Raw genomic sequence first — 24,766 nt, forward strand, 5'->3', positions numbered from 1 at the left:
CGAAAGTTTAGAGCGGGATAATGGTTCAACTTGAAAACATCCCGCTCTAGTCGATCAAAGGAGTCGGATATGAGCGTGACCATCTACGGTATCAAGAACTGCGACACCATGAAGAAGGCGCGCACCTGGCTTGAGGACCATGGCATCGACTACGGATTTCACGACTACAAGAAGGAAGGGCTCGACGGCGAAACGCTCGACCGCTTTCTGAAAAGCGTTCCGTGGGAACAATTGCTCAACCGGGCCGGAACGACGTTTCGCAAACTGCCCGAGGAAGAACGCCAGAACGTCGATGCCGCCAAGGCGCGGGCGCTGATGCTGGCACAGCCATCCATGGTCAAGCGTCCGGTTCTCGACAAGGGCGGAAAGCTGACGGTCGGTTTCAAGCCGGACCAGTACGAAAACTTCTTCAAGTCTTGAGGTGGAGGAGCGTTGCCATAAATAGCTGCCGATAAGCAGGTGGAGAAATCGATGCGGCAGCGCGCGAATAAGGTCGTTCAGCAATGGTCGGTAAGTTGGCGTGATTCCCTGATCGCGTCCTTTGCGGGTGGTGTCGCCTGGCTGATCTGCCAGTTGGCGCTGGGGCAGCCGAAACCCGTCTTTGCCATGGTCACGGCCGTGATCTGTCTGGCGCCCAACCTGCCCAACCACGGCAAGCAGGCGATAGGGGTGATGGTCGGCGTCACGACTGGCGTGCTGGTGGGCGAGCTTTCTCTGCTCCTGCCGGAAACGGTTCCGGTCTTCCACACAAGCATAGTGACCTTTGTTGCCATGGTTCTTGCGACCTCTTTCGGCATGGCACCGGCAATTGCCATCCAGTCGGGCGTGTCGGCTATCTTGGTTCTCGCCATGGGTCCGCAGGTTGCAGGTGTCACACGGTTGATCGATGTTCTGGTCGGCGCCGGTGTGGGCTTGCTGTTCAGCCAGATATTGATGACGCCAAGCCCGGTGCTGCTGATCGACAAGGCCGTTCGTGGCTTGCTCGATCGACTGGCGAACGGGCTCAAGCAATCGGCTGTCGCGCTCGAAAAACAGGATCTCGTGCGCGCCCAGAGTGCGATCAACCAGTTTACATCGGCGCATCGGGCGGTGATCGCCCTCGGCGACGGCATTGCACTTGCGCGCAGCAATGCACGCTGGTCGCTGCGCGGACGGCTGGTGGCGCGCGAGGTTACGGAAATGGCGGGCCGCTACGACAGGCGCGGCATTCGTCTTTATGCCTCGGCGCTACTGTTCGGTGAAGCGCTTGGCAATGCGCTGCGAAAGAAGGAGGCGCCGCCACCGCCTTGGCTTGCCGAAGCCTTGCAGATTGTCATCGCCAATTGTGAACTGGAGGAAGGGCGGGAGCCGCGCCGGATTCCGCCCATGCCAAAGGACATTCCTTTCGGCTGGCGCGATAGCGCACACCGGCTGTCATCGGTTCAAGACACGCTTCTGCATTTCCTGCATTCCGATATTCCAGACAGTATTCCCTTGCCCAAACGGTAGCCAAAGCAGGACGAAGTCACAGCTTGAAGATTTTTCAGAGAAGCGACCGCACATGTTGCGCCAGCTCATCCGCCGCTTGTCGTGCGAGCTTGGGGCGGTTCCGCCAGTCGTCGAAGGCAACCCCGCGATAGGCTGCCTGCCCAAGCGCAAGGGCAGAGGCGGTTTCGGACGAAACCAGCGGCAGTGCCCATTCGGCAGCCGCATCTTTCGGGGTAAATTTTCCAGTTTCGAGTGTGTACCACATGCGCGCAAGCGTCAGCAGCACATTGCGCTCGTCACCCTGAAGATTGTCGGTCAGATCGGGCAACGCATCGGTAATCGCCTTGCGCACATCTTCACGCGGTATTGCTGGTAGAAAATGTTCCCGTGTGGGGCCGATGAGACTCGCCGCTTCCTGACCGGCTTGCGCGAGCACCAATGTGTATTCGGGATCTGGATGCGGCTGCCGCACTGTTCCCGCCTCGAATTCGTCGCGCAACCATTCTCCATAGATGAATGCGCAACGCGCAGGATAGCTGAGTGCGGCGAGATCCTGCTGCAGAAAAACCATCACTTCCAGACATCTGGGTGTTCCGGGTCTGACCGGATACCGACCCGATATCTGCATGAGCTTGTCGACGAGACGCGCGCTGGCTTCCAGCGTGACAGGCTGGTTGCTGACCACCAGCAGATCGACATCGCTATTGGGGCGAAGTCCGCCATTTACGGCAGAGCCATGCAGATACACGGCCTGCAACGATTGCCCCAGACAATCCCGCAAAATGGTCAGAGCCTTTGTCGCCTCGTCCGGTATTGTTACGTGATTCCCGTTCATCATTCGTTGATACTGTCCTTGGTGGACATTCACAACAATGGCTGAAGGTAGAATGTCCTGTCGTTCTCACACCGTTGAAACTTCTCGCCGTTCCAGAATGCGATCGATCAATCCCCATTCGAGACCCTCTTCCGCAGTCATGAAATTATCGCGGTCGAGGGCGCGCTCCACCTCTTCATAGGTGCGCCCGCAATGCTCGGCATAAAGACGCGTCATCAGCCTCTTGGTTCGTTGCGCTTCCTCGGCATGGATGAAGATGTCCGATGCCTGTCCCTGAAAGCCACCGGAGGGCTGGTGGACAAGCAGGTTTGCGTTGGGAAGTGCTGCCCTATGACCGGGTTCCCCTGCCATCAGCAGGAAGGAGCCCATCGAGCGGGCCGTCCCCATGCAAAGCGTGTGCACAGGCGCACGGACATAACGCATCGTATCGTAGATCGCGAGGCCACTGGTCACAACGCCGCCCGGCGAGTTGATATAGAGATTGATTGGCTGTTTGGAGTTTTCCGCTTCCAGAAACAGCAATTGCGCGCAGATGAGTGCGGATACGGTGTCATTCACTTCGCCGTTAAGAAAGATGATCCGTTCGCGCAGCAGGCGCGAATAGATATCGAATGACCGTTCGCCACGGCTCGACTGTTCCACGACCATAGGGACGAGTTGCATCGTTTCGCGCATCGGCGAACTCCTCTCTGCCATAAATTCCGGGATAGATGGTTTAGGCGGCGCGCATCATGGTGGCCCAGTTGCTGTTGGCGGCAACTGCCACGGTGCGTTTCAGCCGTGCGTCGTTTAGTTCATGGATGACGCGCAGATAGGTGCCACCGGAAACGCCCGGCACAATGCGGAACGTGACGATGCTTTCCAGAAAAGGCGGTTCGCTTTCCCGCATCCGGTAGCTGATCTCCTTGCCGGGCTTGCAGGATGCTGGCTCCGAATCGGCCAACGCCTCGGATGGAAGCCAGTTTTCGCGAAACTCCGGAATGCTGATCGCACGCCACACTTTCTGCGGCGCAGCATCCAGCTCATATTCAAGCTCGATGCCTTTCTCGCGTGGTTCTTCCTGCCGGTCGGTCATTGGTCCATATCCTTCAGCAAGGTTTTGAGAGCGTCGATACGTTTCGGCCAGTAGGCGCGATACTTTGCAAGCCAGTTTGCGATGAGCGTCAGTCCATTCGGATCGACTTGGTAATTGACGAAGCGCCCCTCGCGTTCCTCCCGCACCAGTCCAGCACCGCGCAACACGGCCAGATGCTGCGATATGGCGGGCTGGCTGATCTCCATGCCCTCCCGCAGCGCACTGGCATTCATGCTGCCCGATGCCAGCTTTTCGAAAATCATCCGGCGGGTCGGGTCGGCAAGCGCCCTGAATATGTCGTTGAATGTATCGTTCTCAGTCATGCAATCACATAAGCGCACACTTATGTGATTCGCAAGACCTTATTTGAAAACGGACGTCTTGATTAATCAGACGAATGAAACTGCATGGTGAAGACATTTCCGCCGATACCTTGCGCGAGTGATGGCGCAAGTTCCAGCGGCGTGCATTTTTCAACCGCCTCAATCGCAGCGTCCACGAATGCCTTTTTCGCCTTGTCATCACCTTGAACGTTGATCGCGCTGGCGCGGGGAGGTCCTATCAGGCTTCCGTCACGCTTGAAGCTGAAGCTGAGGGTAACGGCGGAGTTTTTGCTGTCTGAAGGCGGCGACCAGCAGGCGTTCAGAGCGCCGCCGACATCGTCCATCGTCTTCAGTTCCTGCGCCTGAACGGTACCCGTGGCGGTGATTGTAACGGCGGCCAACAGGCAAACGGATAGTCCCGATCTTTTCATCCTGATCCTCCATCAAGAGTGTATTCAGTCTATTGTAGGTCTGCTTCGATAGAGTTCAAATCCAACTCTGTGGTTGCAGCCTCAATCCCCGTGATCGATGCGATCAGAAAAATTCAATTGTCCTTGGATGATTGAGGTTTATTTTCCCGCCAATGACCGAGACCTCCCTAGAGATGACCAAGCCCGCATTCCCACAACATTGCACTGCCGTCCGCTATGCTTTCGGCGGCTTTCTGGCTATGGCCGCAGCCATGGGGATCGGGCGTTTCATCTATACGCCGATCCTGCCGGGAATGATGGCCGATATCGGTTTCACGGCTGCCGATGCGGGTTTCATCGCATCCGCAAACTATATCGGCTATCTGCTGGGGGCAGTCGTTGCCGGTTATGGATGGTCTGCGGGCATCGAACGGAAAAGCGTGATCGCTGGCCTGATCATCAGCGGATTGCTATGTGCTGCCATGGCGCTTTTTGACGGTGTCTGGCTGTTCTCCATCATCCGCTTTGCCGCTGGTTTCATCAGTGCGGTGACGATGATTCTCTGCACGGCAATCGTGCTGAGCCATGTCACGGCGGCGGAAAGAGCGGGGCTTGGAGCCCTGCATTTCGGCGGTGTCGGCAGTGGTATTGCACTCTCTGCCGTTCTTGTGGCGCTGATCCGTTTTGCGGGGCTTGACTGGCGTGCCGACTGGATCGGCGCTGCGGTTCTGACCATCGTCATGGTTGTTCTGGTTGGCGCTTTCGTCAGGGAAGGGCCGGTTGGCGGAAACAGTGGCACGCGTGAACCGCCGCTCCCCAAGAGCTTCGCCTTCAACGCACTGGCGCTGGCCTATGGCATTTTCGGCTTTGGCTACGTGATCACGGCAACGTTCCTGATTGCAATCGTGCGCGCGACCGATGGCGGCCCGCTGATGGAAGCGGCTGTGTGGGTTGTGACCGGCCTGACGGCTGCGCCCTCGATCTGGCTGTGGGCGCCGGCTGCCAGGAAATTCGGCCTTTTCAATGCATTTGCCCTGACAGCCATTCTGGAAGCTGTCGGCGTTGCCGCGAGCGTGGTTCTGGCTCCGCCGCTCGGGCCTCTGGTGGGCGGCGCACTTCTGGGCATCACTTTCATGGCATTGACGGCGTTCGGATTGCAGATCGCCCGTACACTCGCACCGGCTTCGCCAAAACGCGCTTTGGCGCGGATGACGGTCTGCTTCAGCATTGGCCAGATCATCGGCCCGCTGGTGGCTGGCTTCATGGCGCAGCGTTCCGGTTCGTTTACTTCGGCAAGTCTGGCCGCAGCGTTCTCGCTGGTGGTCGTCGCGGTGCTTGGCATCATGGCGGGACGCGCCGCCAGAACATCGGGCTGAAACCTTACAGGAATTTAACTGGTAAAGGCGCGAGAACCGGCTTCATATGCGGAAAATTCCTCACGAAGTTGGACTGAAATTCAGTGTTTGTGTCGTTCTTTCCCCGCCCGAAATTGTTCTTCTGGTCCGCGCTCGTCTGGAGCCTGCTTGCGGTGCTTGGCTGGTATGAAGGAGGGGAAAGGCTGGGTGCCATATTCGGCCTGCCACCCCTGGCGCAAGACGCAGCGCCGATTATCGGTGCGAGCCTGTTCTGGTCGGCGCCGTTTCTCTGGTTCTATATATATTTCGCGGTGGCGACATTCGCCTTCTATCTTTTCTGGGCTTGGTTTTCACCGCACCCGTGGCAGCGCTGGTCCATACTTGGATCGGCACTGATCCTGTTCACTACCTATTTCGGCGTGCAGGTCAGCGTTGCGGTCAATGCCTGGTATGGGCCGTTCTACGATCTGGTTCAAAAGGCACTCACATCGCCCGGAGCCGTCAGCGCCTCCGACTTTTACTGGGGCATGGTCACATTTGCCGAAATAGCCTTTATCGGTGTGACTGTCGGTGTTCTGAGCCTGTTTTTCGTCAGCCACTATATCTTCCGCTGGCGTTCGGCGATGAATGAATACTACGTCAGTCATTGGCCGAAACTGCGTTCCATCGAAGGTGCGGCACAGCGCGTGCAGGAAGACACGATGCGCTTTTCCACGACGCTGGAACAGCTTGGTGTCAGCCTCGTTAAATCGGTGATGACGCTGATCGCCTTTCTGCCGGTCCTGTTCAGTTTTTCGGAAAAGGTCAGTGAGCTGCCGGTGGTTGGCATGGTGCCGCATGCGCTGGTCGTGGCAGCGATTTTCTGGGCTGCTTTCGGCACCGGTTTTCTGGCGCTGGTTGGTATCAAGCTGCCGGGGCTGGAGTTCAACAATCAGCGCGTCGAAGCGGCCTACCGCAAGGAACTGGTCTATGGTGAAGACCATGCGGATCGTGCCCAACCGGTCACGCTGGGCGAGCTGTTCCGCAATGTCCGGCACAATTATTTCCGGCTCTATTTCCACTATGTCTATTTCAACGTCGCCCGTATTTTCTATATTCAGGCCGATAATATTTTCCCGACGCTGATCCTTGTTCCGTCGATTGTGGCTGGCAAGCTGACGCTTGGCCTCATGAACCAGATCACGAATGTCTTTTCGCAGGTGCAGGGATCGTTCCAGTATCTCGTCAACTCATGGACGACGATCATCGAATTGCTGTCGATCTACAAGCGTCTGAGAGCTTTCGAGGCGGTTATCCGCGACGAGCCGCTGCCGTCGCTCGATCAGGCAAATCTTGATGCAACGCCTTCAGCTTAAGGGGACGATTACGACCTGTTCTGGCTTGCATGGACGGCATCCTTGTCGAGACTGTCCAGATAATCGCTGTAGGTTGTGCATTTGACGTCGGGCTTGGTGCAGACTTCCGTTACGAGCCGCTCCATGGCGCGCCAATAGGCGCCATCATTCATCAGCACGAAATGGAAGCCGAGCTGGAGCGGAATGCGCTCGCCGGTATATTGCTTGTCGAATGCCGTGCGGAAAGCCTTGTATGCCCGTTCTTCGAAAGCTGCCGATTGCTGTGGCGCTTCCTTGCCCTTCGAGTGACGGACATAAAGATTATAGTCCATTGCCACGATAGGGCGTTGCGACGGGCCTTCCGGAACAAGCGGCAATCCAAATGAAGCAAACTGACCGGCAAGGGTTGGCTCTTCTGGGCCACGCGTGATGGACGATGCCTGATAGCGAAAACCGTTTGCCTTGAGCGCATCCTGCACCGGCTTCGATGCGGCGAGATAGGGCGCGCGAAACCCGTCGATGCCCTTCAGCGCAAGATCACGCCAGCCTTCCGGCTCGCCACTGATGCCATTATTCTTGTAGGCGTCAGCGGTAATGCGGCGGAACTCTTTGATTTCCTTGTCCCAGTCGGCGGCCGACCAGTCAGTGCCGTCAAAATGACCGCAGCCATGGCTGGCGATCTCGTTGCCTTCCAGATGGGCCTGCCAGATATTGCCAAGGCGGGCGACAACTTCGTCGCGGCCGAGCGCAAAGCCGACATTGGACGAACCGGCCCGCTTATGGGGCGGCTTGTAATCGCGCCGGTCCTGTTTGGTCATCAGGAAGACGCAGGAAAGGAAATAGGTGAAATGGGCGTTGTTTTTCTTCGCCAGCTCGCGCGAGCGGGTCCATAGTGCATTGTCATGTGCGCCATCGAAGGAAATCAGCACATATTGCGGCTTTGTGGATACCGGTTCCGCCTGTGCGGCACAGGTAGCCAGAACCAGGGCGGACAAAAGAACAGGGCGGGGGGACAGGATGCGCATGGACCACGAAACGAGGGGGAAGAGGAATAGTTCCAGAAATTCCGTTGCTAGTTCTTGAATAAGGCTATTGTCGGACCGAAATGCACTTTGTGACACGTGTTTCGGCTTATTTCGCTGACGGGTCTTACATATGGCGCGAAATGCGACTAAAAGCGCCAGAACGAACAAATACGAACATCAATTTGGCTTTAGTGGCAGGTCCATGGCAGACGACAGTTTCATTCGCGAGGTAAACGAGGAAATCCGTTCGGAACGGGCAAAGCAGATCTGGCGGAATTTCGGTCCGCTGTTGATCGGCGGCGCTGTGGCCATTGTTCTGGGAACAGCTGGCTGGGTCGGCTATCAGCACTGGGTCGACAGCAAGGCTTCCGCTTCCGGTGACAAGTTCCTCGCCGCACTGGACCTCGCCTCGGAAGGCAAAAACGACGAAGCGCTGACTGCGCTCGACGATCTGGAAAAGACCGGCTACGGCTCCTATCCGGTGCTGGCGCGTCTTCGCGCCGCGTCGGTTATCGCTGACAAGGGCGATGCAGCCGGTGCCGTGAAGGCGTTCGATGAGGTTGCTGCCGATAACGCCGTGCCTGCACCGCTTCGCGATGTCGCGCGCCTGCGTGCCGGTTATCTGCTGGTCGACAGCGGTTCCTACGACGACGTCGCCAAGCACGTCGAGACGCTTTCCGCAGACGGCAATCCTATGCGTTCGAGCGCACGGGAAGCGTTGGGTCTGGCTGCCTGGAAGGCTGAACGTTTCGATGATGCGGTCAAACTGTTCCAGCAAATTGCCAATGACAGCCTTGCTCCGGCCAATATCCGCCAGCGTTCCAATACGATGCTCGATCTGATGCGCAGCGCTGGTGTCAACGTGCCTGACGCGCAAAGCACATAATAAAACAAGCGCATCCCGAAAAGTGCGAAGCGGTTTTCGGACAAGATGCGCGTCAAGATAAATAAATAGAGCGGTTCCACGTTTCGGTTGAAAGCGGAACCGCTCTGGTTTCTGGAGTTATCTTCTCCCATGGGTTTCACAGTCGCCATCGTCGGGCGTCCCAATGTCGGCAAGTCCACGCTGTTCAATCGCCTCGTCGGCCGCAAGCTGGCGCTGGTCGATGACCTGCCGGGCGTCACGCGCGACCGGCGCATCCACGATGCCAAGCTCTACGATCTGAAGTTTCAGGTCATCGATACGGCAGGTCTTGAAGAAGCTGCCAATGACAGCCTGGAAGCGCGCATGCGCGCCCAGACCGAGGCTGCCATCCAGGAAGCCGACGTGATCCTGTTCGTCGTTGACGCCAAGAACGGCCTGACGCCGACCGACAGCACCTTTGCCGAAGTGGTGCGCCGTTCCGGCAAGCCGGTCGTGCTGGTCGCCAACAAGGCGGAAGCGCGCGGCGCGCAATCCGGCATGTATGACGCTTTCCAGCTTGGCCTTGGCGAACCGTGCCCGATCTCTGCCGAACACGGTCAAGGCATGCCAGACCTGCGTGACGCCATTGTCGAGCTTCTGGGCGAAGAGCGCGTCTTCGCCGACGAGAAGGAAGAGGAAGTTGCCGACGAGGTTTTCACGCCGAAGGCTGTCGGTGAACTGATCGGCGATGACATCGAAGACCCGGATGAAGAAGAAATCCCGGCCTATGATGCGACCAAGCCGCTGCGGATCGCCATTGTCGGCCGACCCAACGCTGGCAAGTCGACGCTCATTAACACGATGCTCGGTGAAGACCGCCTGCTGACCGGACCGGAAGCAGGCATCACCCGTGACTCGATCTCGGTAGATTGGGAATGGCGTGGCCGCAAGATCAAGCTGTTTGACACGGCCGGTTTGCGCCGCAAGTCGCGCGTGCAGGAAAAGCTCGAAAAGCTTTCGGTTGCTGACGGCCTGCGTGCGATCCGTTTTGCGGAAGTCGTCATCATCGTGCTCGATGCGACGATCCCGTTTGAAAAGCAGGATCTGCAGATTGCCGATCTCATCATCCGTGAAGGCCGGGCACCGATCATCGCATTCAACAAATGGGATCTGATCGAGGACCGCCAGATGGTTCTGGCCGATCTTTACGAAAAGACGGCCCGCCTGCTGCCGCAGGTGCGCGGGCTTCGCGCCGTGCCGATTTCCGGCGAGCGCGGACAGGGTATCGACAAGCTCATGGAGAATGTCGTCAAGACCCACGAAATCTGGAACCGCCGCGTTTCGACCGGACGTCTCAACCGCTGGCTGGCTGGCGTCATCGCGCATCAGCCGCCACCGGCAGTTTCTGGCCGCCGCCTGAAGGTAAAATATATGACGCAGGTGAAAACCCGTCCGCCGGGCTTCGTTGTGTCCTGCTCGCGCCCCGATGCGATGCCGCAATCCTATGTGCGCTATCTCATCAACGGTCTGCGTGAAACTTTCGATATGCCGGGTGTGCCGATAAGGCTGTCATTGCGCACTTCGGATAATCCGTTCGCAGGCCGCGCGAAGAAAAAGAAATAAACGCCGTAGAGAGAGAAGCCCGGATTGCTCCGGGCTTTTTTGTTTGAAAGGGGGAGCGACTTCACGCCTTGGGCAGCACAAATTCGACACGCCGGTTCTGCGCCCGACCATCGGGATTGTCCTTGCCCTTGATCTCGTTGGGCGCGACAGGTTCGCTTTCGCCATGTCCTTCCGGCTTCAACCGTGCAGATGGGACACCATTGCCGACGAGAAATTTGGTAACCGCATCGGCGCGGTTTTTCGACAGCTTGTCGTTATAGCTGTCAGACCCCTTGGAATCCGTATGGCCCACCACACGGACGGCGGAATCCGGCATGCTTTCCAATATTCTGGCAATATCGGTCAGCGTTGCCTTGGCTTTGCCGGTCAGTTTGGCGCTATCGAAATCGAACAGAATATCGCTCGTCACGGAAAGGACGATGCTGTCATCGGTTTCGCGCATGGTGATATTGCCGCTCTTCTCGACAATCTCCTGTGCCGCACCGGACAGGCCACGCGCCTTGCCATCGGTACTGCCCGATGCCGAAACCAGATCACGGATTTCGGGCACGAGGTCGCGAATATAAGCGCTGTTGTCTGCGCTTGTATTCTGCGCGGTCGCGACGGATGGCAGGCAAAGCAGGGCGAGGCCAAGAGCGATGCAACCTTTGATCTGATTGGTCATGGCCAGCCCCTATTCGGCGGGAACAGCGAAAGGCCCGAGCGGCTCGACCCCCTTGATATAGAGCGTCACCTTCTGGCCCTTCGGTGGCGCGGGAAAGACGCCATGCCAGACGCCCACAACATGGCCATTACCGAAAAGGGAAACCGATGCCGGAGCCAGCGGTTTGCCTTCGGAATCTTTCAGCAGAAGATATTTCTTGTCGCCTGCGAGAAGATAATAGTCATTCTCGTAATCCTTGTCCGACAGCGCGGTATAAAGCGTTGTCGAAACGCTTCCGCCTTCCTTGGCATTGATGAAACGGACCTTGACGGTCAGCTTGTCGCCATCTGCCACGACGCCGCTCACCTCTGCGGTGGCCTGACCGCTGCTGTGATAGCCACTTGCTATCGGCTGATTGGCTGTCTCCTGAGCATTTGCAGCGTGGGAAAGCGCACTGGCCGAAAGGAGGACAGTGGCAAGAACCGTACGTGAGAGAAACGCCATGAGTATCGCTTTCATTTGTTGGGTAACCTTGAGCATAGCGAAGCCGGATCGAAAACATCCGGACATTGCGAAGGCGGTGAAAACAAATAAGCGGAGCAGTTCAGGGGATATGAGTGAAAGACGAACCACTCCAGATGCGGCGGTGAAACCTAACAGGCAGAAGAAGGAGGTCATGTAAACTTTGGAAACACGCATTAACATTTGCGCGACCGGAAATTTTTCTCATCTGGACCGCGATGATCGCGATCGTGATCATAACCGGCATTTAATTTGGTAATTTCAGGTTGAGCTTGGCTTGCGCGGCTGCTAATTCGCCCGCTCTCCGGTTTTCTCCAAAGAAGGTGTAGTGATGACGAAGGCTGACCAGAGCCGTTTTGACGGCGTGACATTGGGCATCGACTTCGGCACGACGAACACCGTTCTGTCCGTGGCTGCACCCGATGGAACCACGGTCGTCCTGAGCGTGCCGAAGGATGGCGTGGATATTACCGGCTACCGCTCGATCCTTTGCTTCTGGCAAGATCGCGAAACCGGCGAGCGCACCGTTGAAAGCGGACCTTGGGCGATGGACGCGTTCGTCAACGCGCCGCATTCCACGCGTATGCTGCAATCGTTCAAGACATTCGCGGCATCGAAATCCTTCACCGATACGCCGGTTTTCGGCAAGCGGTTCAAGTTCGAGGATATTCTGGCGACCTTCCTCGAAACGGTCGCCGCGCGGCTGGGCGACCGCCTGCCACCAAAGGGCAATCGCGTGGTTATCGGCAGGCCGGTGATCTTTGCGGGCGCTTCGCCGGATGAAGCGCTGGCCATGCAGCGCTATGAGAAGGCGTTCCGGGCGTTCGGCTTTACCGATATTCACTACGTCTATGAGCCGGTTGCCGCGGCTTATTTCTATGCGCAGGAACTGAATGCAGCATCCACCGTTCTGGTGGCCGACTTCGGCGGCGGTACGAGCGACTTTTCCATCGTGCGCTTCGAAGTGGGCAAGAATGGCCTCAGCTTTACGCCGCTCAGCCAGACAGGTCTGGGCATTGCAGGCGATACATTCGACTATCGCATCATCGACAATGCCGTTTCGCCGCTGCTTGGAAAGGGTACGGAATACCAGTCCTTCGGCAAAAGGCTGACCATACCGAACCATTATTATGCAAATTTTGCGCGCTGGAACACGCTGTTCCTGATGAACTCTCCAGCGACCATTCGCGATCTGGACGAACTGGCCCGGCAAGCGGTTGATCCGAAACCGCTCGAACATTTCATCAACCTGATCGAGAACGATTACGGTTACGAGATATACCGCGCCGTTTCAGACCTGAAGGTAAGGCTTTCATCGCAGCGCATGTCGGAACTGCACTTTAAAGCCGACGATTTCGAAATCCGCTCCGACATCACGCGCAACGATTTCGAAAACTGGATCGCTGACGATGTGCGCCAGATTGAACAGTCGGTGCAGCAGGCGGTGGATAAAGCGGAGCTGGAAACCTCGTCTATCGACCGTGTTTTCCTGACCGGCGGCACATCTTTCGTGCCGGTCATCCGCACGGTGTTTGAAAACCGCTTTCCCGACGCCGTGGTGACGAGCTCGAACCAGTTCGATTCCATCGCCAACGGCCTCGCATTGATCGGGCAGAGCGCGGATATCGAACGCTGGTCAGTGAAGCACGATTAAGTGTGGTTGGAGGATGGTTCACTTCAGGCCTGGAAAACCTTCCAATCGCCACTCCCGGTCTGGCTTGCGGACTGATGCAGACACCATACGAATCTTGCCCTTGATCCGGTCTTTCGATACGAGGCCAACATACTTTCCTCGGCTATCGTTGGCGTTATCGCGATTGTCTCCCATGATATAATATTGGCCGCGAGCGAGTGCCTTCTCCTTGACGTTGTCAATAAAGCCATGATCGACCGTATTCAGAAGAACATAGCTCTTACCTTCCGGTATTGTCTCACGCACGAAACGGCACTGATAATAAGAGTTCGACACGGTTTCTTCAGGGCATCCATCATCAATTGTTGATGTGATCTTCGTTGTTGCGAGTGCTTTTCCGTTGATAAGCGGTATGCCGTTCTCGATTTTGACCGTTTCACCGGGCAGCCCGATCACTCGCCCGAGGAATTCAGCTTTGATCGGTACATCGCCCGACAATTCCTTCGAAACGTAGTCAACAGTATAGACGACGAGATCGCCGCGCTCGATCTTTTCCTGTGGTCTATAGCTGGTTGCAGCGACGACATCGCCTGGCCCAAAGACGGGCATCATGGATGTGCTACTCACGCGCAGATTCATGAGTTCTGCTGTGGCGGTATTGCATGTAAGGAGGCTGCTGATGACACCGGCAAAGCCAGCTATAAATGCCTTGGTAAACTGTATTATAATTATACCTTGGATTCAAAAATTGCGTGATGAGTAGGTGGCAAGTTTGCGTTGCTCCGTCAATCATCTTACGGGCACTGGCGTCAATTGGGTCAGTGAAAGTTGAGTGTAGGTTTCTCGAACTTACGAAGCGGTTGCCGTATCGGCAAAGCAGGCGGCAATTTCCTTGTTGGCGCCCAGCTTTTCCGCCCATTTGACAAGATCGGGTATCTCGTTTCTTTCAGCCATCCCGCCCCAGATGTCTTTCAGTTTCGGCGGTTTACTGGAAAGGTCGAAAAAGAAATAGCCGGGATCGGCCACCGGAACATCCGCATAGACGACGGACCAGTTGCCATATTGCATGAAGCTCTCGATGCTGACGGAAGCCGGTTTGACTTTCTTGCCGAGACTTTGCGCGATGAAAGACCTGTAGTCTGTTTTCTGCTGTTTGGTGAGCGTTGTCGTCACACCATCGCAAGCGGATTTGGCGAATGCGCTTCCTGCCGGAAGAGCTATCGCAACAGCAAGCAGAAGTGCCGCACGGGCAGGCGAAAAGTACGTGTTCATCGTTCCCCTCAGAAAAATGTCCACTTCATTTCAGCAGCATAACCAATCTGCGGGCGATGCATAGGGGATTTTGACATGCTCATTGCCGATGCCGGATGGCGCCGATAAGGTCCGGCCGTGAAAATAGCAAGGAGTCGGTCTTTCCATGCCAAGTGATGTCAAAGCCGGTCGTTTTACCGACAATCTTCGTCAGGACGCCGAACCATTCTGGTCGCAAGCCGTCGGCCATCGCCTCGTCGGTGAAATCTATACGGGCACGGTCGCACCTGATGTCATGACGCGCTATCTGGTACAGGATCATCGCTTTATCGACTGCTTTCTGTCACTGCTGGGTGGAACGCTGGTCAATTGCGACAGGATGGAAGCCAAGCTGACATTGGGCCGTTTCATCGGCATGATCAGCAGCGATGAGAACTCCTATTTCGAACGCTCCTTTGCGAAACTCGCAGTCGCTGACGCCGAGCGTTTCGATACACCTGATGCGACGCCAACCGCTGCATTCAAGGAACTGATGCTGGAAGCTGCGCGTTCAGGCTCCTATGCGGTCTGCCTGTCGGTGCTGACCGTTGCCGAATGGCTTTATCTCGACTGGGCTGAAAAAGCGCCAAAGCCTCTGCCTGACGATTTTATTTTCGCCGAATGGATCGTGCTGCATGACAATCCATACTTCGTGGAATTTGTCGGTTTCCTGCGCTCGGAACTCGATAGGGTCGGCCCGGCAGCGGCAGAACAATGCCAGCAGTTCTTCCGGCGAGCAGTCGAACTGGAAAAGGCATTCTTCGATGCCGCCTATGAGAGCCGGAACTGATCAGTTGCTGGCGGTGGGGAAGGGGCAGTTGCTGTCGCCTTCCTCGCATTTGAGATATTTCTTGAGGTCGCTGACGCGCTCCGCCGTCAGGTCGGACAGGCAGATCGAATAGGCCATGCCGGAAATACTGCCGCCACCAACTGTCTGCATGTCGCATTCGGCGTCGCGAAAGGCGATCCATGTCCGTTGCGACTGAACCAGCTTTTTCTTCAGGTCCGCATCGTCGGCGCGGCGCTGCAAGGTCTTGAAGATCTTGTTCAGCTCGGCATCCGATTTCTTGTAGGCTTTGCCATAGCATTCATTGAGTGCGGACTGCGAACTGGCGTTCTGGCAGTCGTCGGCTTGCGCTGTGGCAATGATTGCAAAAGCACTGAACGCCACCCCGATAACCCCGATTTTCAAAACCTGCATAAATTCCTCCCCGAAACTTTGACGATACTATCTTCATCACAAATAGAACGTTTGTCATTAAAGAAAAGATGACGCCAGGAGCATTTCCACTTTAAATAAAATGGAAGTGTCGGGAGTGCTATATTGTATTTGTTTTTTCACGCATCTTGGTCTGGTCGAAGCAGGATCAGAAATCAATCCACTGGACTGATTTCCCTGTGCAGCCAAGCGTTTCACATTTTTCGGGATGCACTCTAATCCTCGAAGCGGCTCGACCCATCGCGGTCGCGCTCATAACCCTTCATGTCCGGGAATGGCGGCAGCCAGGATTCGCGGCGAATGGTCCAGAGTTCATAGGTCGGCTTGAACTGGTCCGGTGCGTCGAGTGAACCGAGATTGATTTCGACTTCATCCGCGCTGCGCCCGAAAACAGGCGACCCGCAACGCGGACAGAAAAATCGTCCCGCATAGTCACGGGTCTCTCCCTCGACCGTAACCGCAGCTTCGGGAAATATCGCTGAAGCGTGAAACAGGGCTCCATGGTGCTTGCGACAGTCGAGGCAGTGACAGATACCGACCCGATATGGTTGTCCCGTTGCTTCAAAGCGGACAGTGCCGCACAGGCATCCACCCGTAACCTTGTCCATGATGCACCTCCTCACTACAGCAATTCGGTTTTCGCAAAGCTGAAACTGCTTAAACCCCGCATTAACCATATTCGTTCATGGTTAACGCGCTGCTGATAATGACTGTATTCGCCAGAGCTGCAAGCGTGTCCTGCACCCAGTGGGCAAGGTTAATACTTCGTTATCACCGCATCAGTTTAGTCAGTGTGAGTGGAGTGTGCGGTGCGTCTTGTATCTTTACGAGCGCTGTTTGGTCGAAGGAAGGCCGTTGCCGAGCCGGTGTGGCATTACCCTGTCACGGGCTATTGCCCGGAAGAGGGACGCTATTACGCCGTAAGGGCAAAGCCACGCCAGACAGTTCATAAACCGCACCGTCTGGTGCCGCTGGTTCTGGCGGCCATGACTTATCTTTTTAATTCCAATGCGATTGCCTTTCAGGATATGGCGAGCCTGGTGCCGTCGGCCGATCTGGGATCGCATCGCTGGACTGCCTTTGTTGCCAAGGCACCGGTCGGCTCCGTACATCAGGCCGAAATGCCGTTCGTGGATGCAACGACGGTAACGGGCAGCATCGCAACCAACGGCATCGAAGTGCCGGGCATCGGTCGTGTTGCGCTGTCCGGGGGTAAAAAGACAGCCAAGCTCGGCCCGGACGATCCGAACCCGGACGAAAACCGCATCAATCGCTCCGACAAGACGGGCCGCCTCGTCTCGGTGAAGCCCAAGGCGCCCGCCAAGGCCTTCACTGCCGGCAGCATGTTCGACAAGATCAGCATGATCACGCGTCCGCCGGAAAAGACGGACGCGAAAATGGCCTTCTCTAACAAATTGGAGGGCAAGGAAGTCGCCATCACCATGGCGTTCCATGCGGTCAAACCGCCGAAGCCGCGCTCCGAAATGCCGACCCAGCTCGCCAAGCTCATTACCAATGACCAGCCGGATGCGCTGGCCCTTGGTTATGCGCCTGCGACGCCGGACTATGGCAAGACATCGCCCTTTGAAAGCATTTTGAAGCCCCAGCCGGACGAAGGCCGCTTCGTGCCACCGATCGGTGAGAAGGACCACGAATGGGCGGCTACGCCACTGCCGCCTTCCGCTTTCAGCAAGGGCGAACAGAAGTGCCTTGCCGAGGCTGTCTATTATGAAGCGCGCGGCGAAACGGTGAAGGGGCAGGTTGCCGTCGCCCAGGTCGTCCTCAACCGCGTGCGCAATCCCGCCTATCCGGGATCGATCTGCGGTGTGGTCTACCAGAATCGCGACTGGCTCAATGCCTGCCAGTTTTCCTTCGCCTGCGACGGCCAGAAGCACCGCGTGACCGAAATGCCGCAATGGCGCATGGCGCAGCAGGTGGCAAAGACCGTCTCTGCCGGTCAGATATGGCTGCCGGAAGTTGGCTCCGCCACCCATTATCATGCGACCTATGTTCGTCCGTTCTGGGCCCCGACCATGAAGAAGGTCGCCAAGATCGGTCTCCACATCTTCTATCGCACCTATGGCGGCGGATGGAGCTGATTGCTCCTTCTCGCGGCAATAAAGGGATCGGCCGATTTCAAGTCACGTTTTTGTTAGCGGACTAAAAGGTCGAACAGGCGCATAAGGCCGACTTTCCTCCTGCCTTGAATGCGGCATGATCATCCGAAATCGATTCCGTTTTTTTAGCCAATAATGTGGCCAATCTGATCCTTTGGTCGGAAAATGAGTCGCACTAATATCTAAGTAATTGAGATTGCTTGATAAAAAACCTTTTGGAGCAATGCCTGCACCGCCTTGACTAGCGGGCGGCGTGTCAATATGTTGCGCGCAACTTGGAAATGGGATTGAAATTCTCGTATTTCTTGAAAAAAGGAGCTGCCAATGGCGCGCGGGACTGAACCCGGAAAGCCATCCGGTGCGATCAAGAATGCGAAGAACGAACCCGGTTCCGGGGGGCTGGATCAGCGTTTGAACCGCCTGGAGGCCGAACTGGCCAAGAAGGGTGTGCTCAAGCAGCCGGCTTCCGAGGATGAGCGATCGGCGACTGCAAGCTCGGTCGCGCAGGCCATGAAGATTTCCAGCGAGTTTATCGCAGGGGTTCTGGTCGGTGCGCTGATTGGCTGGTTCATCGATCGTGTCGCTGGCACGTCGCCCTGGGGATTGATCGTATTTCTCCTTCTGGGCTTCGGTGCGGGCGTCCTCAACGTGCTTCGTTCCGCTGGATATGTTGCCGAACAGGCTAACATTAAATCTAGCGCGGAAAAGAACGACAAGAAATAGGACTTGACGGGCTTCACGGTAAAGTTCGTTCAAGTGTAAGTGAACAAGTGGGCCTTCTGGTCCGAGACTGAAACGCCTTCGGGCAGACCAAATCGCCTTCGGGCAGGCCAAATTGCCTTCGGGCAGGGAAGACAGACGAGGTTAAGGTGGCGAACGATCCGATCCATCAGTTTCAGGTTTCCCGGTGGATTCCCATCGATGTAGGCGGTGTGGACCTTTCGTTCACGAACGTTTCGGCCTTCATGGTCGCAACCGTCGTGGTCGCTTCGGGCTTCCTTTATCTGACGTCTTCGGGCCGCGGCCTGATCCCGACCCGTCTTCAGTCGGTGTCGGAAATGGCTTACGAATTTGTGGCCACCAGCCTGCGGGATTCAGCAGGGTCGAAGGGCATGAAGTTCTTCCCCTTCGTCTTCTCGCTCTTCATGTTCGTTCTGGTCGCAAATTTCCTCGGTCTCTTCCCGTATTTCTATACGGTTACGAGCCAGATCATCGTGACCTTCGCGCTTGCGGTTCTGGTCATCGGTACGGTCATTGTCTACGGTTTCTTTAAGCACGGTCTCGGCTTCCTCAAGCTGTTCGTGCCGAGCGGTGTTCCCGGCATCATCGTGCCGCTGGTTGTCGCCATCGAAATCATCTCGTTCCTGTCGCGTCCGATCAGCCTCTCGGTTCGTCTCTTTGCGAACATGCTTGCTGGCCATATCACGCTCAAGGTTTTTGCGGGCTTTGTCGTCTCGCTGGCCGCACTTGGGCCCATCGGCATCGGCGGCGCTGTCCTGCCGCTGATCATGACGGTGGCGATCACCGCACTCGAATTCCTCGTAGCCTTCCTGCAGGCCTACGTGTTTACCGTTCTCACCTGCATGTACATCAACGACGCAGTACATCCGGGACACTGAGTTCAAGCCGGCGGGCGACCGCCAGAACTGAAATCCGCGCTTATATTCAATCCAGAAGGAGCTTAACATGGAAGCGGAAGCAGCAAAGTACATCGGCGCCGGTCTCGCCTGTTTCGGTATGGCCGGTACGGCTCTCGGCCTCGGCAATATCTTTGGCCAATACCTCTCCGGCGCTCTGCGCAACCCGTCCGCTGCTGACAGCCAGTTCGGCCGTCTGGTGTTCGGTTTCGCCGTTACGGAAGCTCTGGGCATCTTCTCGCTGCTCATCGCGCTTCTGCTCCTCTTCGCCGTCTAATCAACGGTTGCAAGGAACTGGCTGGCCGCGATCTGTATCTTGAAATGCAGCGCGGCTGGCCTTTGCATATGACGTCTGAGTAAGGCATGATCCCTCTCCATCTGGATCAGATCGTGCTGGATTAAAGGGGAAATCTGGATGTTCGTGTCCACGGCGTTTGCCCAAACCGCCACCGAATCGCAACCGGCACCTGCTGCTGGCGAGCACGGCGCAGCCGATGCTGTGCACACCGAAACCGGGGTCGCCAACGATGCCGGACACGGCAGCGGCGTATTCCCGCCGTTTGATTCCACCCATTACGCATCGCAGATCCTTTGGCTCGCGATCACCTTCGGGCTTTTCTATCTGTTCATGTCGCGCGTGGTTCTGCCGCGCATCGGCGGCGTGATCGAAACCCGTCGCGACCGTATCGCTCAGGATCTCGAGCAGGCAGCCCGCCTCAAGCAGGATGCCGACAATGCTATTGCTGCTTACGAGCAGGAACTGACCCAGGCCCGCACCAAGGCTGCTTCGATCGCCGAAGCTGCTCGTGAAAAGGGCAAGGGCGAAGCCGACGCAGAACGCGCTACGGCCGAAGCAGCACTTGAAGGCAAGCTCAAGGAAGCTGAAGAACGTATCGCCGCGATCAAGGCCAAGGCCATGAACGACGTCGGCAACATTGCCGAGGAAACCACGGCAGAGATCGTCGAACAGCTTCTGGGCACCAAGGCCGACAAGGCTTCGGTAACAGCAGCCGTCAAGGCTTCGAACGCCTGAGGAGAGGACAATGGACGCTACATTTTGGGCACTGATTGGCCTCATTATCTTTCTGGCAATCCTGGCTTACCTGAAGGTTCCGGGCATGGTCGGTCGTTCGCTCGATGAGCGCGCTGACCGCATCAAGAACGAACTGGAAGAGGCCCGCACGCTTCGTGAAGAGGCCCAGCAGCTGCTGGCCGAATATCATCGCAAGCGCAAGGAAGCCGAAAAGGAAGCAGGCGACATCGTTGCTTCCGCCGAGCGTGAAGCCAAGGCACTTCTCGAAGACGCCAAGCGCGCGACGGAAGAATATGTTGCACGCCGCAACAAGCTTGCCGAGCAGAAGATCGCAACGGCTGAAGTCGATGCCATCAACGCAGTTCGCGCTTCGGCGGTCGATCTGGCGGTTGCTGCAGCTGGCAAGATCGTTGCCGACAAGGTCGACACGAAGGTCGCAGGCAACCTGTTCAAGGATGCTCTGTCGCAGGTCAAGTCGAACCTGAACTAATCCCGGCTTATACAGTTTTCTAGAAAACGCCGCCTCGAAAGGGCGGCGTTTTTGTTTTCCGGATTGAGAAATCAATTTCGACTCAGTCTGATCAGCGGCTGGCTGCCATGCCACCCAATTTGTGAAACAACGGTCGATATTCCTCCAAAGCAAGGTCATCCAGTGCGCAGGCTTCCTCTGGCATGAACCACCGCAGTTCCGTATGTTCCTGGTCGCGAATGGCAGGGCGGCCGCCCCAGGCGGTGACGGTAAAGAGGTGGAATGACGCTGCCGGACTTGCGGTCTCTATAGTGGTGAGGAACGAAAACGAGTGAAGCGTTAGTCCGATCTCCTCTTGGATTTCCCGTTGGAGTGCGCGTTCAAAACTCTCTCCTGCTTCAACGTGACCGCCCGGAAAGCTCCAACGGTTTGGATAGGCGCGGCGATCCGGACTGCGACGGCCCAGAAGAACGCCCTGAGAGCCGACAAGAACTGCACTGACAATATCCGGCATGATGGTCCTTCGATGGTGCGAGGTGAGGTCAGTCCTTGAGGCCCGTGAGATGGGCGAGCGGCAGCTCTCCCTGTGACTTGACCGTCTGGATGGCGAAGTTGCTCCGAATGTCGATCACGCCGGGAAGCCGCAGCAGCGTGCCGGTTAGAAAGCGCTCATAGGCTGCGAGATCAGGCACCACCACCTGCAGCAGAAAGTCGGATGCTCCCGACACGAGATGGCATGAAAAGACCTCCGGCAGATTCTGCACGGAGGTGCGAAACGCCGTCGCGGTTTCCTCGTGATGGCGCTCCACCCGGATGCCCACGAAAACAGTCAATCCAAGCCCGACTGCGTTTCGATCCAGCGCTGCATGATAGCCTTGAATGACGCCTGCCTTTTCGAGCATCTTGACGCGCCGCAGGCACGGAGAGGGCGACAGACCAATTTTCTCCGCCAATTGCACATTGGAGAGCCGCGCATCGTCCTGGAGTGCGGTCAGTATTTTGCGGTCGATAGCGTCCAGTTTCAGTGTTGGCATAATCCGACAATCATAGTTGTTATGTTGGCAGAATGTACCACAAAGCCGTAACATTTCGCCACAAATCGCAAGGACATGCGCATCTATCTCCGCATAGTTTCGACCATGCAGCTGCTTCGCATAGCGGACCGGCTGGCACTCTCTTTTTTCGCATTAGCCTACGCAAAACTGCTTCGCGCTTTTGCTGGAAATGCTCTGGTGGACGATATCGATGAGCGAGATGTGGTTATATGCAGGTGCACTGGCTGCTGCATTTCTTATTCCGGGACCGGATATGCTTCTGCTCCTCCAGACTGGTGCAGCACAGGGCAGGACACATGCGCTTGCAGCGGCAGCAGGGCTTGCAATCGCGCGCGCTTGTCACGTCGCCCTTGCCGCACTTGGTCTGGCTGCACTTCTTCATGCTTTTCCTGTCGCGTTTCAGTTCGTCCGGATCATCGGTGCCTGCTATCTGGTCTGGATTGCCATCGGCATTCTGCGCAACCCCTTGCCGACAGTGGATGCATCTGGCGGCGTGCGCGAACGCCGGTCCTATCTGGCTTCGGCGCGCAAGGGTCTCCTCACCAATCTGCTCAACCCGAAAGCGTTGCTTTTCTGTTCGGTCCTGCTGCCGCACTTCGTTCATCCCGAAAATGGCAGCATTACGCTCCAGTTCGCGTTGCTGGGGACCGTGATGACGATCGTGGGATTGTCGTTCGACACAATCTACGCCTTTACAGGTTCGTCGCTCGGAAGCCTGTTTAAACGTTATCCTGCCATACAGTCGGTACAGCGCTGGGGCTTTGCAGCGCTGCTTTTCGGCTTCGCGGCCAAGCTTGCAACTGTTTAAACGCTGTAACGGCCTTTGATGGGCGCGAAAGTATAGCGGTGGATACCGGGAACGGGGCCAGTCGTTTCGATGGCGGCACGATGTTTCACAGTCGCGTAGCCCGCATGGATTTCCAGTCCGTAAGGTGGATGCGCCGCTCCGGCACGGATCATCATACGGTCGCGCGTTACCTTGGCGACGATGGAGGCCGCGGCGATGGAGACGGAACGCTGATCGCCTTTGACCAGAGCAGATCCGGGGCAGGGTAGTCCGGGCGGAACATCGCGTCCGTCAATCAGCGCATGGCATGGCTGCAAGGTCAGGCCGGCAGAAGCGCGACGCATGGCTTCAAGCGCGGCTTTCCTGATATCGCTTGCATCGATGCTGCGCGCGCTGAGGCTTGCCACCGAAACGGTGATGGCTTTTTCCAGAATGGTTTCGTAGAGCGCTTCGCGCTTTACAGCCGTGAGACGCTTGGAATCGTCCAGACCGTTTGGGAGGTTGTCGATATCGAGCACCACGGCAGCAGCCACGACAGGACCGGCCAAAGGTCCACGTCCTGCTTCATCTATGCCGACGATGTGTTTCAGTCCGCGCGCAAGCAATCTTTTCTCTTCAGAAAAGTCAGGCGCGAGTGGGATATCAAAGAGAAGCGGAGAATCAGAAGCCGAGCGTTTCATTTGGCGGCGATGCTCGCATTGCTTCCGATTCTCCGCAAGGGCCCTGCTCGAGGATGGTGGCGTGAAAGCAGGTAGCCCCTCCGTCCGAAAAGAGATCAGACGGGAATTGAACTGACGACTGATAGGATATGCAGTTTGAAAAGCGGCGCCAGCCCAAGGTGAAGTTCGCCTTTTGGAGCCCCTTTGTGTGCCTCGTCTAAAACAGCGAAAGCTGTTTGCCTCCCTTTTCGACCGGTTCGAACAGATCAGTGCGCAACTGAAGGCGACGCGCATTGAAACCGAGCTTGCGTGCGGTGATCTCGAAACGGCGTCCGATCTGCCATGCATAGGGACCTGTGCCGCGCATGCGCTTGCCCCATTCGGCATCGTAATCCTTGCCGTCGCGCATGGAGCGCACCAGCGACATGACATGACGATAGCGATCCGGGTAATTGCGCAACAGCCAGTCCTTGAACAAAGGGGCTACTTCGAGCGGCAGGCGCAGCAGAACATAACCCGCCTCGCGCGCGCCCTGCGCATAGGCTGCATCCAGAATGCGCTCGATCTCGTGATCGTTGATACCCGGAATGACCGGCCCCATCATGACGGACGCTGGAATACCCGCATCGGCCAGCTTACGGATGGCCTGAAGCCGCAGTGTCGGCGTCGAGGCGCGCGGCTCCATCGTGCGAGACAGATGAGCATCGAGCGTCGTGACTGACAAGGCGACCTTGGCCAGCCCCTTCTCGGCCATGCGGCTTAGAATATCGATGTCACGCACCACCAGGGCGGATTTCGTCACGATGCCGACCGGATGATTGGCAGCCTCCAGCACTTCGAGAATTTCGCGCATGATGCGCCATTTCTTCTCGACTGGCTGATAGGGATCTGTATTGGTGCCGATGGCGATGGTCCTCGGCTGATAATTGGGCTTGGCGAGCTCGCGCTCCAGAAGGCGCGCTGCATCCGGCTTCGCGAACAGGCGGGATTCGAAATCGAGACCGGCAGAAAGCCCCATGTAACTATGGGTCGGACGGGCAAAGCAATAGATGCAACCGTGCTCGCAACCGCGATAGGGATTGATCGAGCGGTCGAAATTGATGTCGGGTGAATCATTGCGGGTGATGATCGTGCGCGGCTTTTCGATCTGCACGTCGGTCTTGAACGGCGGCAGTTCCTCAAGCGTGGTCCAGCCGTCATCGAAATCATGCCGCGTCGTCGGCTCGAAGCGTCCGGTCGGGTTGATGCCCGCGCCGCGTCCGCGCCTGCGAGCATGATCGATGCGCAGGCCTGCCTCACCGATCATCGCATTGGCGTGATCCGCGCGTCCACTACCGAAGGCAGCCATGTCGGCCTGCTTGATGATATCTGCCTGCTGGATCACTTCCATTTTCGTCTCCCTGAATGGAAA

General features: G+C 56.9%; 31 protein-coding genes. 15 read left to right on the forward strand and 16 right to left on the reverse strand.

Annotated elements, in window-relative coordinates; genetic code table 11:
* Positions 1-69 precede the first annotated feature (69 nt).
* Both LJ361_RS02165 and LJ361_RS02170 read left to right on the forward strand, forming a co-directional pair.
* Entirely contained in the window at positions 70-420 is a 351-nt protein-coding gene (locus tag LJ361_RS02165; protein ID WP_029925661.1) for an ArsC family reductase, read from the forward strand.
* Between the two features lie 51 nt (positions 421-471).
* Positions 472-1,488 carry an FUSC family protein gene (locus LJ361_RS02170; RefSeq protein ID WP_029925659.1) on the forward strand — a complete coding sequence of 339 codons (1,017 nt, stop codon included), beginning with the start codon at positions 472-474 and terminating at the stop codon, positions 1,486-1,488.
* Positions 1,489-1,522: 34 nt separating this feature from the next.
* Here LJ361_RS02170 and ant(9)-Ic read toward each other — a convergent pair whose 3' ends face one another.
* The 5 genes from ant(9)-Ic to LJ361_RS02195 all read right to left on the reverse strand — a co-directional run bounded on the left by ant(9)-Ic (position 1,523) and on the right by LJ361_RS02195 (position 4,131).
* Entirely contained in the window at positions 1,523-2,302 is a 780-nt protein-coding gene (gene ant(9)-Ic, locus LJ361_RS02175) for an aminoglycoside nucleotidyltransferase ANT(9)-Ic (RefSeq protein WP_376787380.1), read from the reverse strand.
* Positions 2,303-2,368: 66 nt separating this feature from the next.
* Positions 2,369-2,977, reverse strand: a complete 609-nt coding sequence (locus tag LJ361_RS02180; RefSeq protein ID WP_029925654.1) for an ATP-dependent Clp protease proteolytic subunit — start codon at positions 2,975-2,977, stop codon at positions 2,369-2,371.
* 40 nt (positions 2,978-3,017) lie between these two features.
* Positions 3,018-3,377, reverse strand: coding sequence for an SRPBCC family protein (locus LJ361_RS02185; protein WP_029925653.1), 360 nt, complete (start codon positions 3,375-3,377; stop codon positions 3,018-3,020).
* The gene (locus LJ361_RS02190) at positions 3,374-3,700 is read right to left on the reverse strand and encodes an ArsR/SmtB family transcription factor (protein WP_029925650.1); all 327 of its coding nucleotides are present in this window, start codon (positions 3,698-3,700) and stop codon (positions 3,374-3,376) included. Before LJ361_RS02190 ends, LJ361_RS02185 begins: the two co-directional genes overlap by 4 nt.
* A 62-nt stretch (positions 3,701-3,762) precedes the next feature.
* The gene (locus LJ361_RS02195; RefSeq protein ID WP_151576871.1) at positions 3,763-4,131 is read right to left on the reverse strand and encodes a hypothetical protein; all 369 of its coding nucleotides are present in this window, start codon (positions 4,129-4,131) and stop codon (positions 3,763-3,765) included.
* Positions 4,132-4,304: 173 nt separating this feature from the next.
* Between LJ361_RS02195 and LJ361_RS02200 the strand changes: the two genes are divergently transcribed.
* Together LJ361_RS02200 and sbmA are read left to right on the forward strand one after the other, a co-directional pair.
* Positions 4,305-5,486, forward strand: a complete 1,182-nt coding sequence (locus LJ361_RS02200) for an MFS transporter (protein WP_264812502.1) — start codon at positions 4,305-4,307, stop codon at positions 5,484-5,486.
* 83 nt (positions 5,487-5,569) lie between these two features.
* Entirely contained in the window at positions 5,570-6,820 is a 1,251-nt protein-coding gene (gene sbmA / locus LJ361_RS02205) for a peptide antibiotic transporter SbmA (RefSeq protein WP_029925644.1), read from the forward strand.
* Positions 6,821-6,828: 8 nt separating this feature from the next.
* Here sbmA and LJ361_RS02210 read toward each other — a convergent pair whose 3' ends face one another.
* On the reverse strand, positions 6,829-7,824 hold the full coding sequence (locus LJ361_RS02210) for a polysaccharide deacetylase family protein (protein WP_166943039.1): 996 nt from the start codon (positions 7,822-7,824) through the stop codon (positions 6,829-6,831).
* 202 nt (positions 7,825-8,026) lie between these two features.
* Between LJ361_RS02210 and LJ361_RS02215 the strand changes: the two genes are divergently transcribed.
* Together LJ361_RS02215 and der are read left to right on the forward strand one after the other, a co-directional pair.
* A complete protein-coding gene (locus LJ361_RS02215) occupies positions 8,027-8,710 on the forward strand; it encodes a tetratricopeptide repeat protein (RefSeq protein ID WP_010658310.1) in 684 nt (227 codons plus the stop codon).
* Positions 8,711-8,839: 129 nt separating this feature from the next.
* Positions 8,840-10,291: a ribosome biogenesis GTPase Der gene (der, locus tag LJ361_RS02220; RefSeq protein ID WP_010658311.1), complete on the forward strand. Its 1,452-nt coding sequence runs from the start codon at positions 8,840-8,842 to the stop codon at positions 10,289-10,291.
* A 61-nt stretch (positions 10,292-10,352) separates the two neighbouring features.
* Here the strand turns inward: der and LJ361_RS02225 are convergent, their stop codons facing one another.
* Both LJ361_RS02225 and LJ361_RS02230 read right to left on the reverse strand, forming a co-directional pair.
* Complete coding sequence (locus LJ361_RS02225; RefSeq protein WP_191192339.1) at positions 10,353-10,955, reverse strand: OmpA family protein; 603 nt, start codon at positions 10,953-10,955, stop codon at positions 10,353-10,355.
* A gap of 9 nt (positions 10,956-10,964) precedes the next feature.
* Positions 10,965-11,453, reverse strand: coding sequence for a hypothetical protein (locus tag LJ361_RS02230; RefSeq protein ID WP_151688961.1), 489 nt, complete (start codon positions 11,451-11,453; stop codon positions 10,965-10,967).
* 334 nt (positions 11,454-11,787) lie between these two features.
* On the opposite strand from LJ361_RS02230, the gene LJ361_RS02235 reads away from it, so the two are divergent.
* The gene (locus LJ361_RS02235; RefSeq protein ID WP_012090776.1) at positions 11,788-13,110 is read left to right on the forward strand and encodes an Hsp70 family protein; all 1,323 of its coding nucleotides are present in this window, start codon (positions 11,788-11,790) and stop codon (positions 13,108-13,110) included.
* Positions 13,111-13,128: 18 nt separating this feature from the next.
* Here the strand turns inward: LJ361_RS02235 and lepB are convergent, their stop codons facing one another.
* Together lepB and LJ361_RS02245 are read right to left on the reverse strand one after the other, a co-directional pair.
* The gene (gene lepB / locus LJ361_RS02240; RefSeq protein ID WP_235823019.1) at positions 13,129-13,728 is read right to left on the reverse strand and encodes a signal peptidase I; all 600 of its coding nucleotides are present in this window, start codon (positions 13,726-13,728) and stop codon (positions 13,129-13,131) included.
* A 210-nt stretch (positions 13,729-13,938) separates the two neighbouring features.
* Positions 13,939-14,361: a hypothetical protein gene (locus tag LJ361_RS02245; RefSeq protein ID WP_012090778.1), complete on the reverse strand. Its 423-nt coding sequence runs from the start codon at positions 14,359-14,361 to the stop codon at positions 13,939-13,941.
* 145 nt (positions 14,362-14,506) lie between these two features.
* On the opposite strand from LJ361_RS02245, the gene LJ361_RS02250 reads away from it, so the two are divergent.
* On the forward strand, positions 14,507-15,169 hold the full coding sequence (locus LJ361_RS02250; RefSeq protein ID WP_012090779.1) for a TenA family protein: 663 nt from the start codon (positions 14,507-14,509) through the stop codon (positions 15,167-15,169).
* Here the strand turns inward: LJ361_RS02250 and LJ361_RS02255 are convergent, their stop codons facing one another.
* Together LJ361_RS02255 and LJ361_RS02260 are read right to left on the reverse strand one after the other, a co-directional pair.
* Entirely contained in the window at positions 15,170-15,580 is a 411-nt protein-coding gene (locus LJ361_RS02255; RefSeq protein ID WP_012090780.1) for a lysozyme inhibitor LprI family protein, read from the reverse strand.
* A gap of 233 nt (positions 15,581-15,813) precedes the next feature.
* Entirely contained in the window at positions 15,814-16,206 is a 393-nt protein-coding gene (locus LJ361_RS02260; RefSeq protein ID WP_264812504.1) for a GFA family protein, read from the reverse strand.
* 201 nt (positions 16,207-16,407) lie between these two features.
* On the opposite strand from LJ361_RS02260, the gene LJ361_RS02265 reads away from it, so the two are divergent.
* From LJ361_RS02265 to LJ361_RS02290, 6 genes are all read left to right on the forward strand, one after another.
* Entirely contained in the window at positions 16,408-17,697 is a 1,290-nt protein-coding gene (locus LJ361_RS02265) for a cell wall hydrolase (RefSeq protein WP_012090782.1), read from the forward strand.
* A gap of 342 nt (positions 17,698-18,039) precedes the next feature.
* A complete protein-coding gene (locus LJ361_RS02270) occupies positions 18,040-18,438 on the forward strand; it encodes an AtpZ/AtpI family protein (protein ID WP_264812505.1) in 399 nt (132 codons plus the stop codon).
* Between the two features lie 146 nt (positions 18,439-18,584).
* Positions 18,585-19,334, forward strand: coding sequence for a F0F1 ATP synthase subunit A (locus tag LJ361_RS02275; RefSeq protein ID WP_010658321.1), 750 nt, complete (start codon positions 18,585-18,587; stop codon positions 19,332-19,334).
* Between the two features lie 67 nt (positions 19,335-19,401).
* On the forward strand, positions 19,402-19,629 hold the full coding sequence (locus LJ361_RS02280) for a F0F1 ATP synthase subunit C (protein WP_002963544.1): 228 nt from the start codon (positions 19,402-19,404) through the stop codon (positions 19,627-19,629).
* A 138-nt stretch (positions 19,630-19,767) separates the two neighbouring features.
* Positions 19,768-20,385, forward strand: coding sequence for a F0F1 ATP synthase subunit B (locus LJ361_RS02285; protein WP_010658322.1), 618 nt, complete (start codon positions 19,768-19,770; stop codon positions 20,383-20,385).
* 10 nt (positions 20,386-20,395) lie between these two features.
* Positions 20,396-20,875, forward strand: coding sequence for a F0F1 ATP synthase subunit B (locus LJ361_RS02290; RefSeq protein ID WP_010658323.1), 480 nt, complete (start codon positions 20,396-20,398; stop codon positions 20,873-20,875).
* 91 nt (positions 20,876-20,966) lie between these two features.
* On the opposite strand, the gene LJ361_RS02295 is transcribed toward LJ361_RS02290, so the two are convergent.
* On the reverse strand, positions 20,967-21,368 hold the full coding sequence (locus tag LJ361_RS02295; RefSeq protein WP_191192340.1) for an NUDIX domain-containing protein: 402 nt from the start codon (positions 21,366-21,368) through the stop codon (positions 20,967-20,969).
* A gap of 28 nt (positions 21,369-21,396) precedes the next feature.
* Positions 21,397-21,888, reverse strand: coding sequence for an Lrp/AsnC family transcriptional regulator (locus LJ361_RS02300; RefSeq protein WP_264812554.1), 492 nt, complete (start codon positions 21,886-21,888; stop codon positions 21,397-21,399).
* A 211-nt stretch (positions 21,889-22,099) separates the two neighbouring features.
* Here LJ361_RS02300 and LJ361_RS02305 point away from each other — a divergent pair, with 211 nt between their 5' ends.
* Complete coding sequence (locus tag LJ361_RS02305; RefSeq protein WP_264812555.1) at positions 22,100-22,717, forward strand: LysE family translocator; 618 nt, start codon at positions 22,100-22,102, stop codon at positions 22,715-22,717.
* Here the strand turns inward: LJ361_RS02305 and LJ361_RS02310 are convergent.
* Together LJ361_RS02310 and LJ361_RS02315 are read right to left on the reverse strand one after the other, a co-directional pair.
* Complete coding sequence (locus tag LJ361_RS02310) at positions 22,714-23,376, reverse strand: ribonuclease HII (RefSeq protein ID WP_191192341.1); 663 nt, start codon at positions 23,374-23,376, stop codon at positions 22,714-22,716. The genes LJ361_RS02305 and LJ361_RS02310 overlap by 4 nt on opposite strands.
* A 196-nt stretch (positions 23,377-23,572) precedes the next feature.
* The gene (locus LJ361_RS02315; protein WP_010658328.1) at positions 23,573-24,745 is read right to left on the reverse strand and encodes a PA0069 family radical SAM protein; all 1,173 of its coding nucleotides are present in this window, start codon (positions 24,743-24,745) and stop codon (positions 23,573-23,575) included.
* Between the last annotated feature and the right edge of the window lie 21 nt (positions 24,746-24,766).

Origin of the sequence: Brucella sp. JSBI001, assembly GCF_026014005.1 — a bacterium.
Taxonomy (GTDB): domain Bacteria; phylum Pseudomonadota; class Alphaproteobacteria; order Rhizobiales; family Rhizobiaceae; genus Brucella; species Brucella anthropi.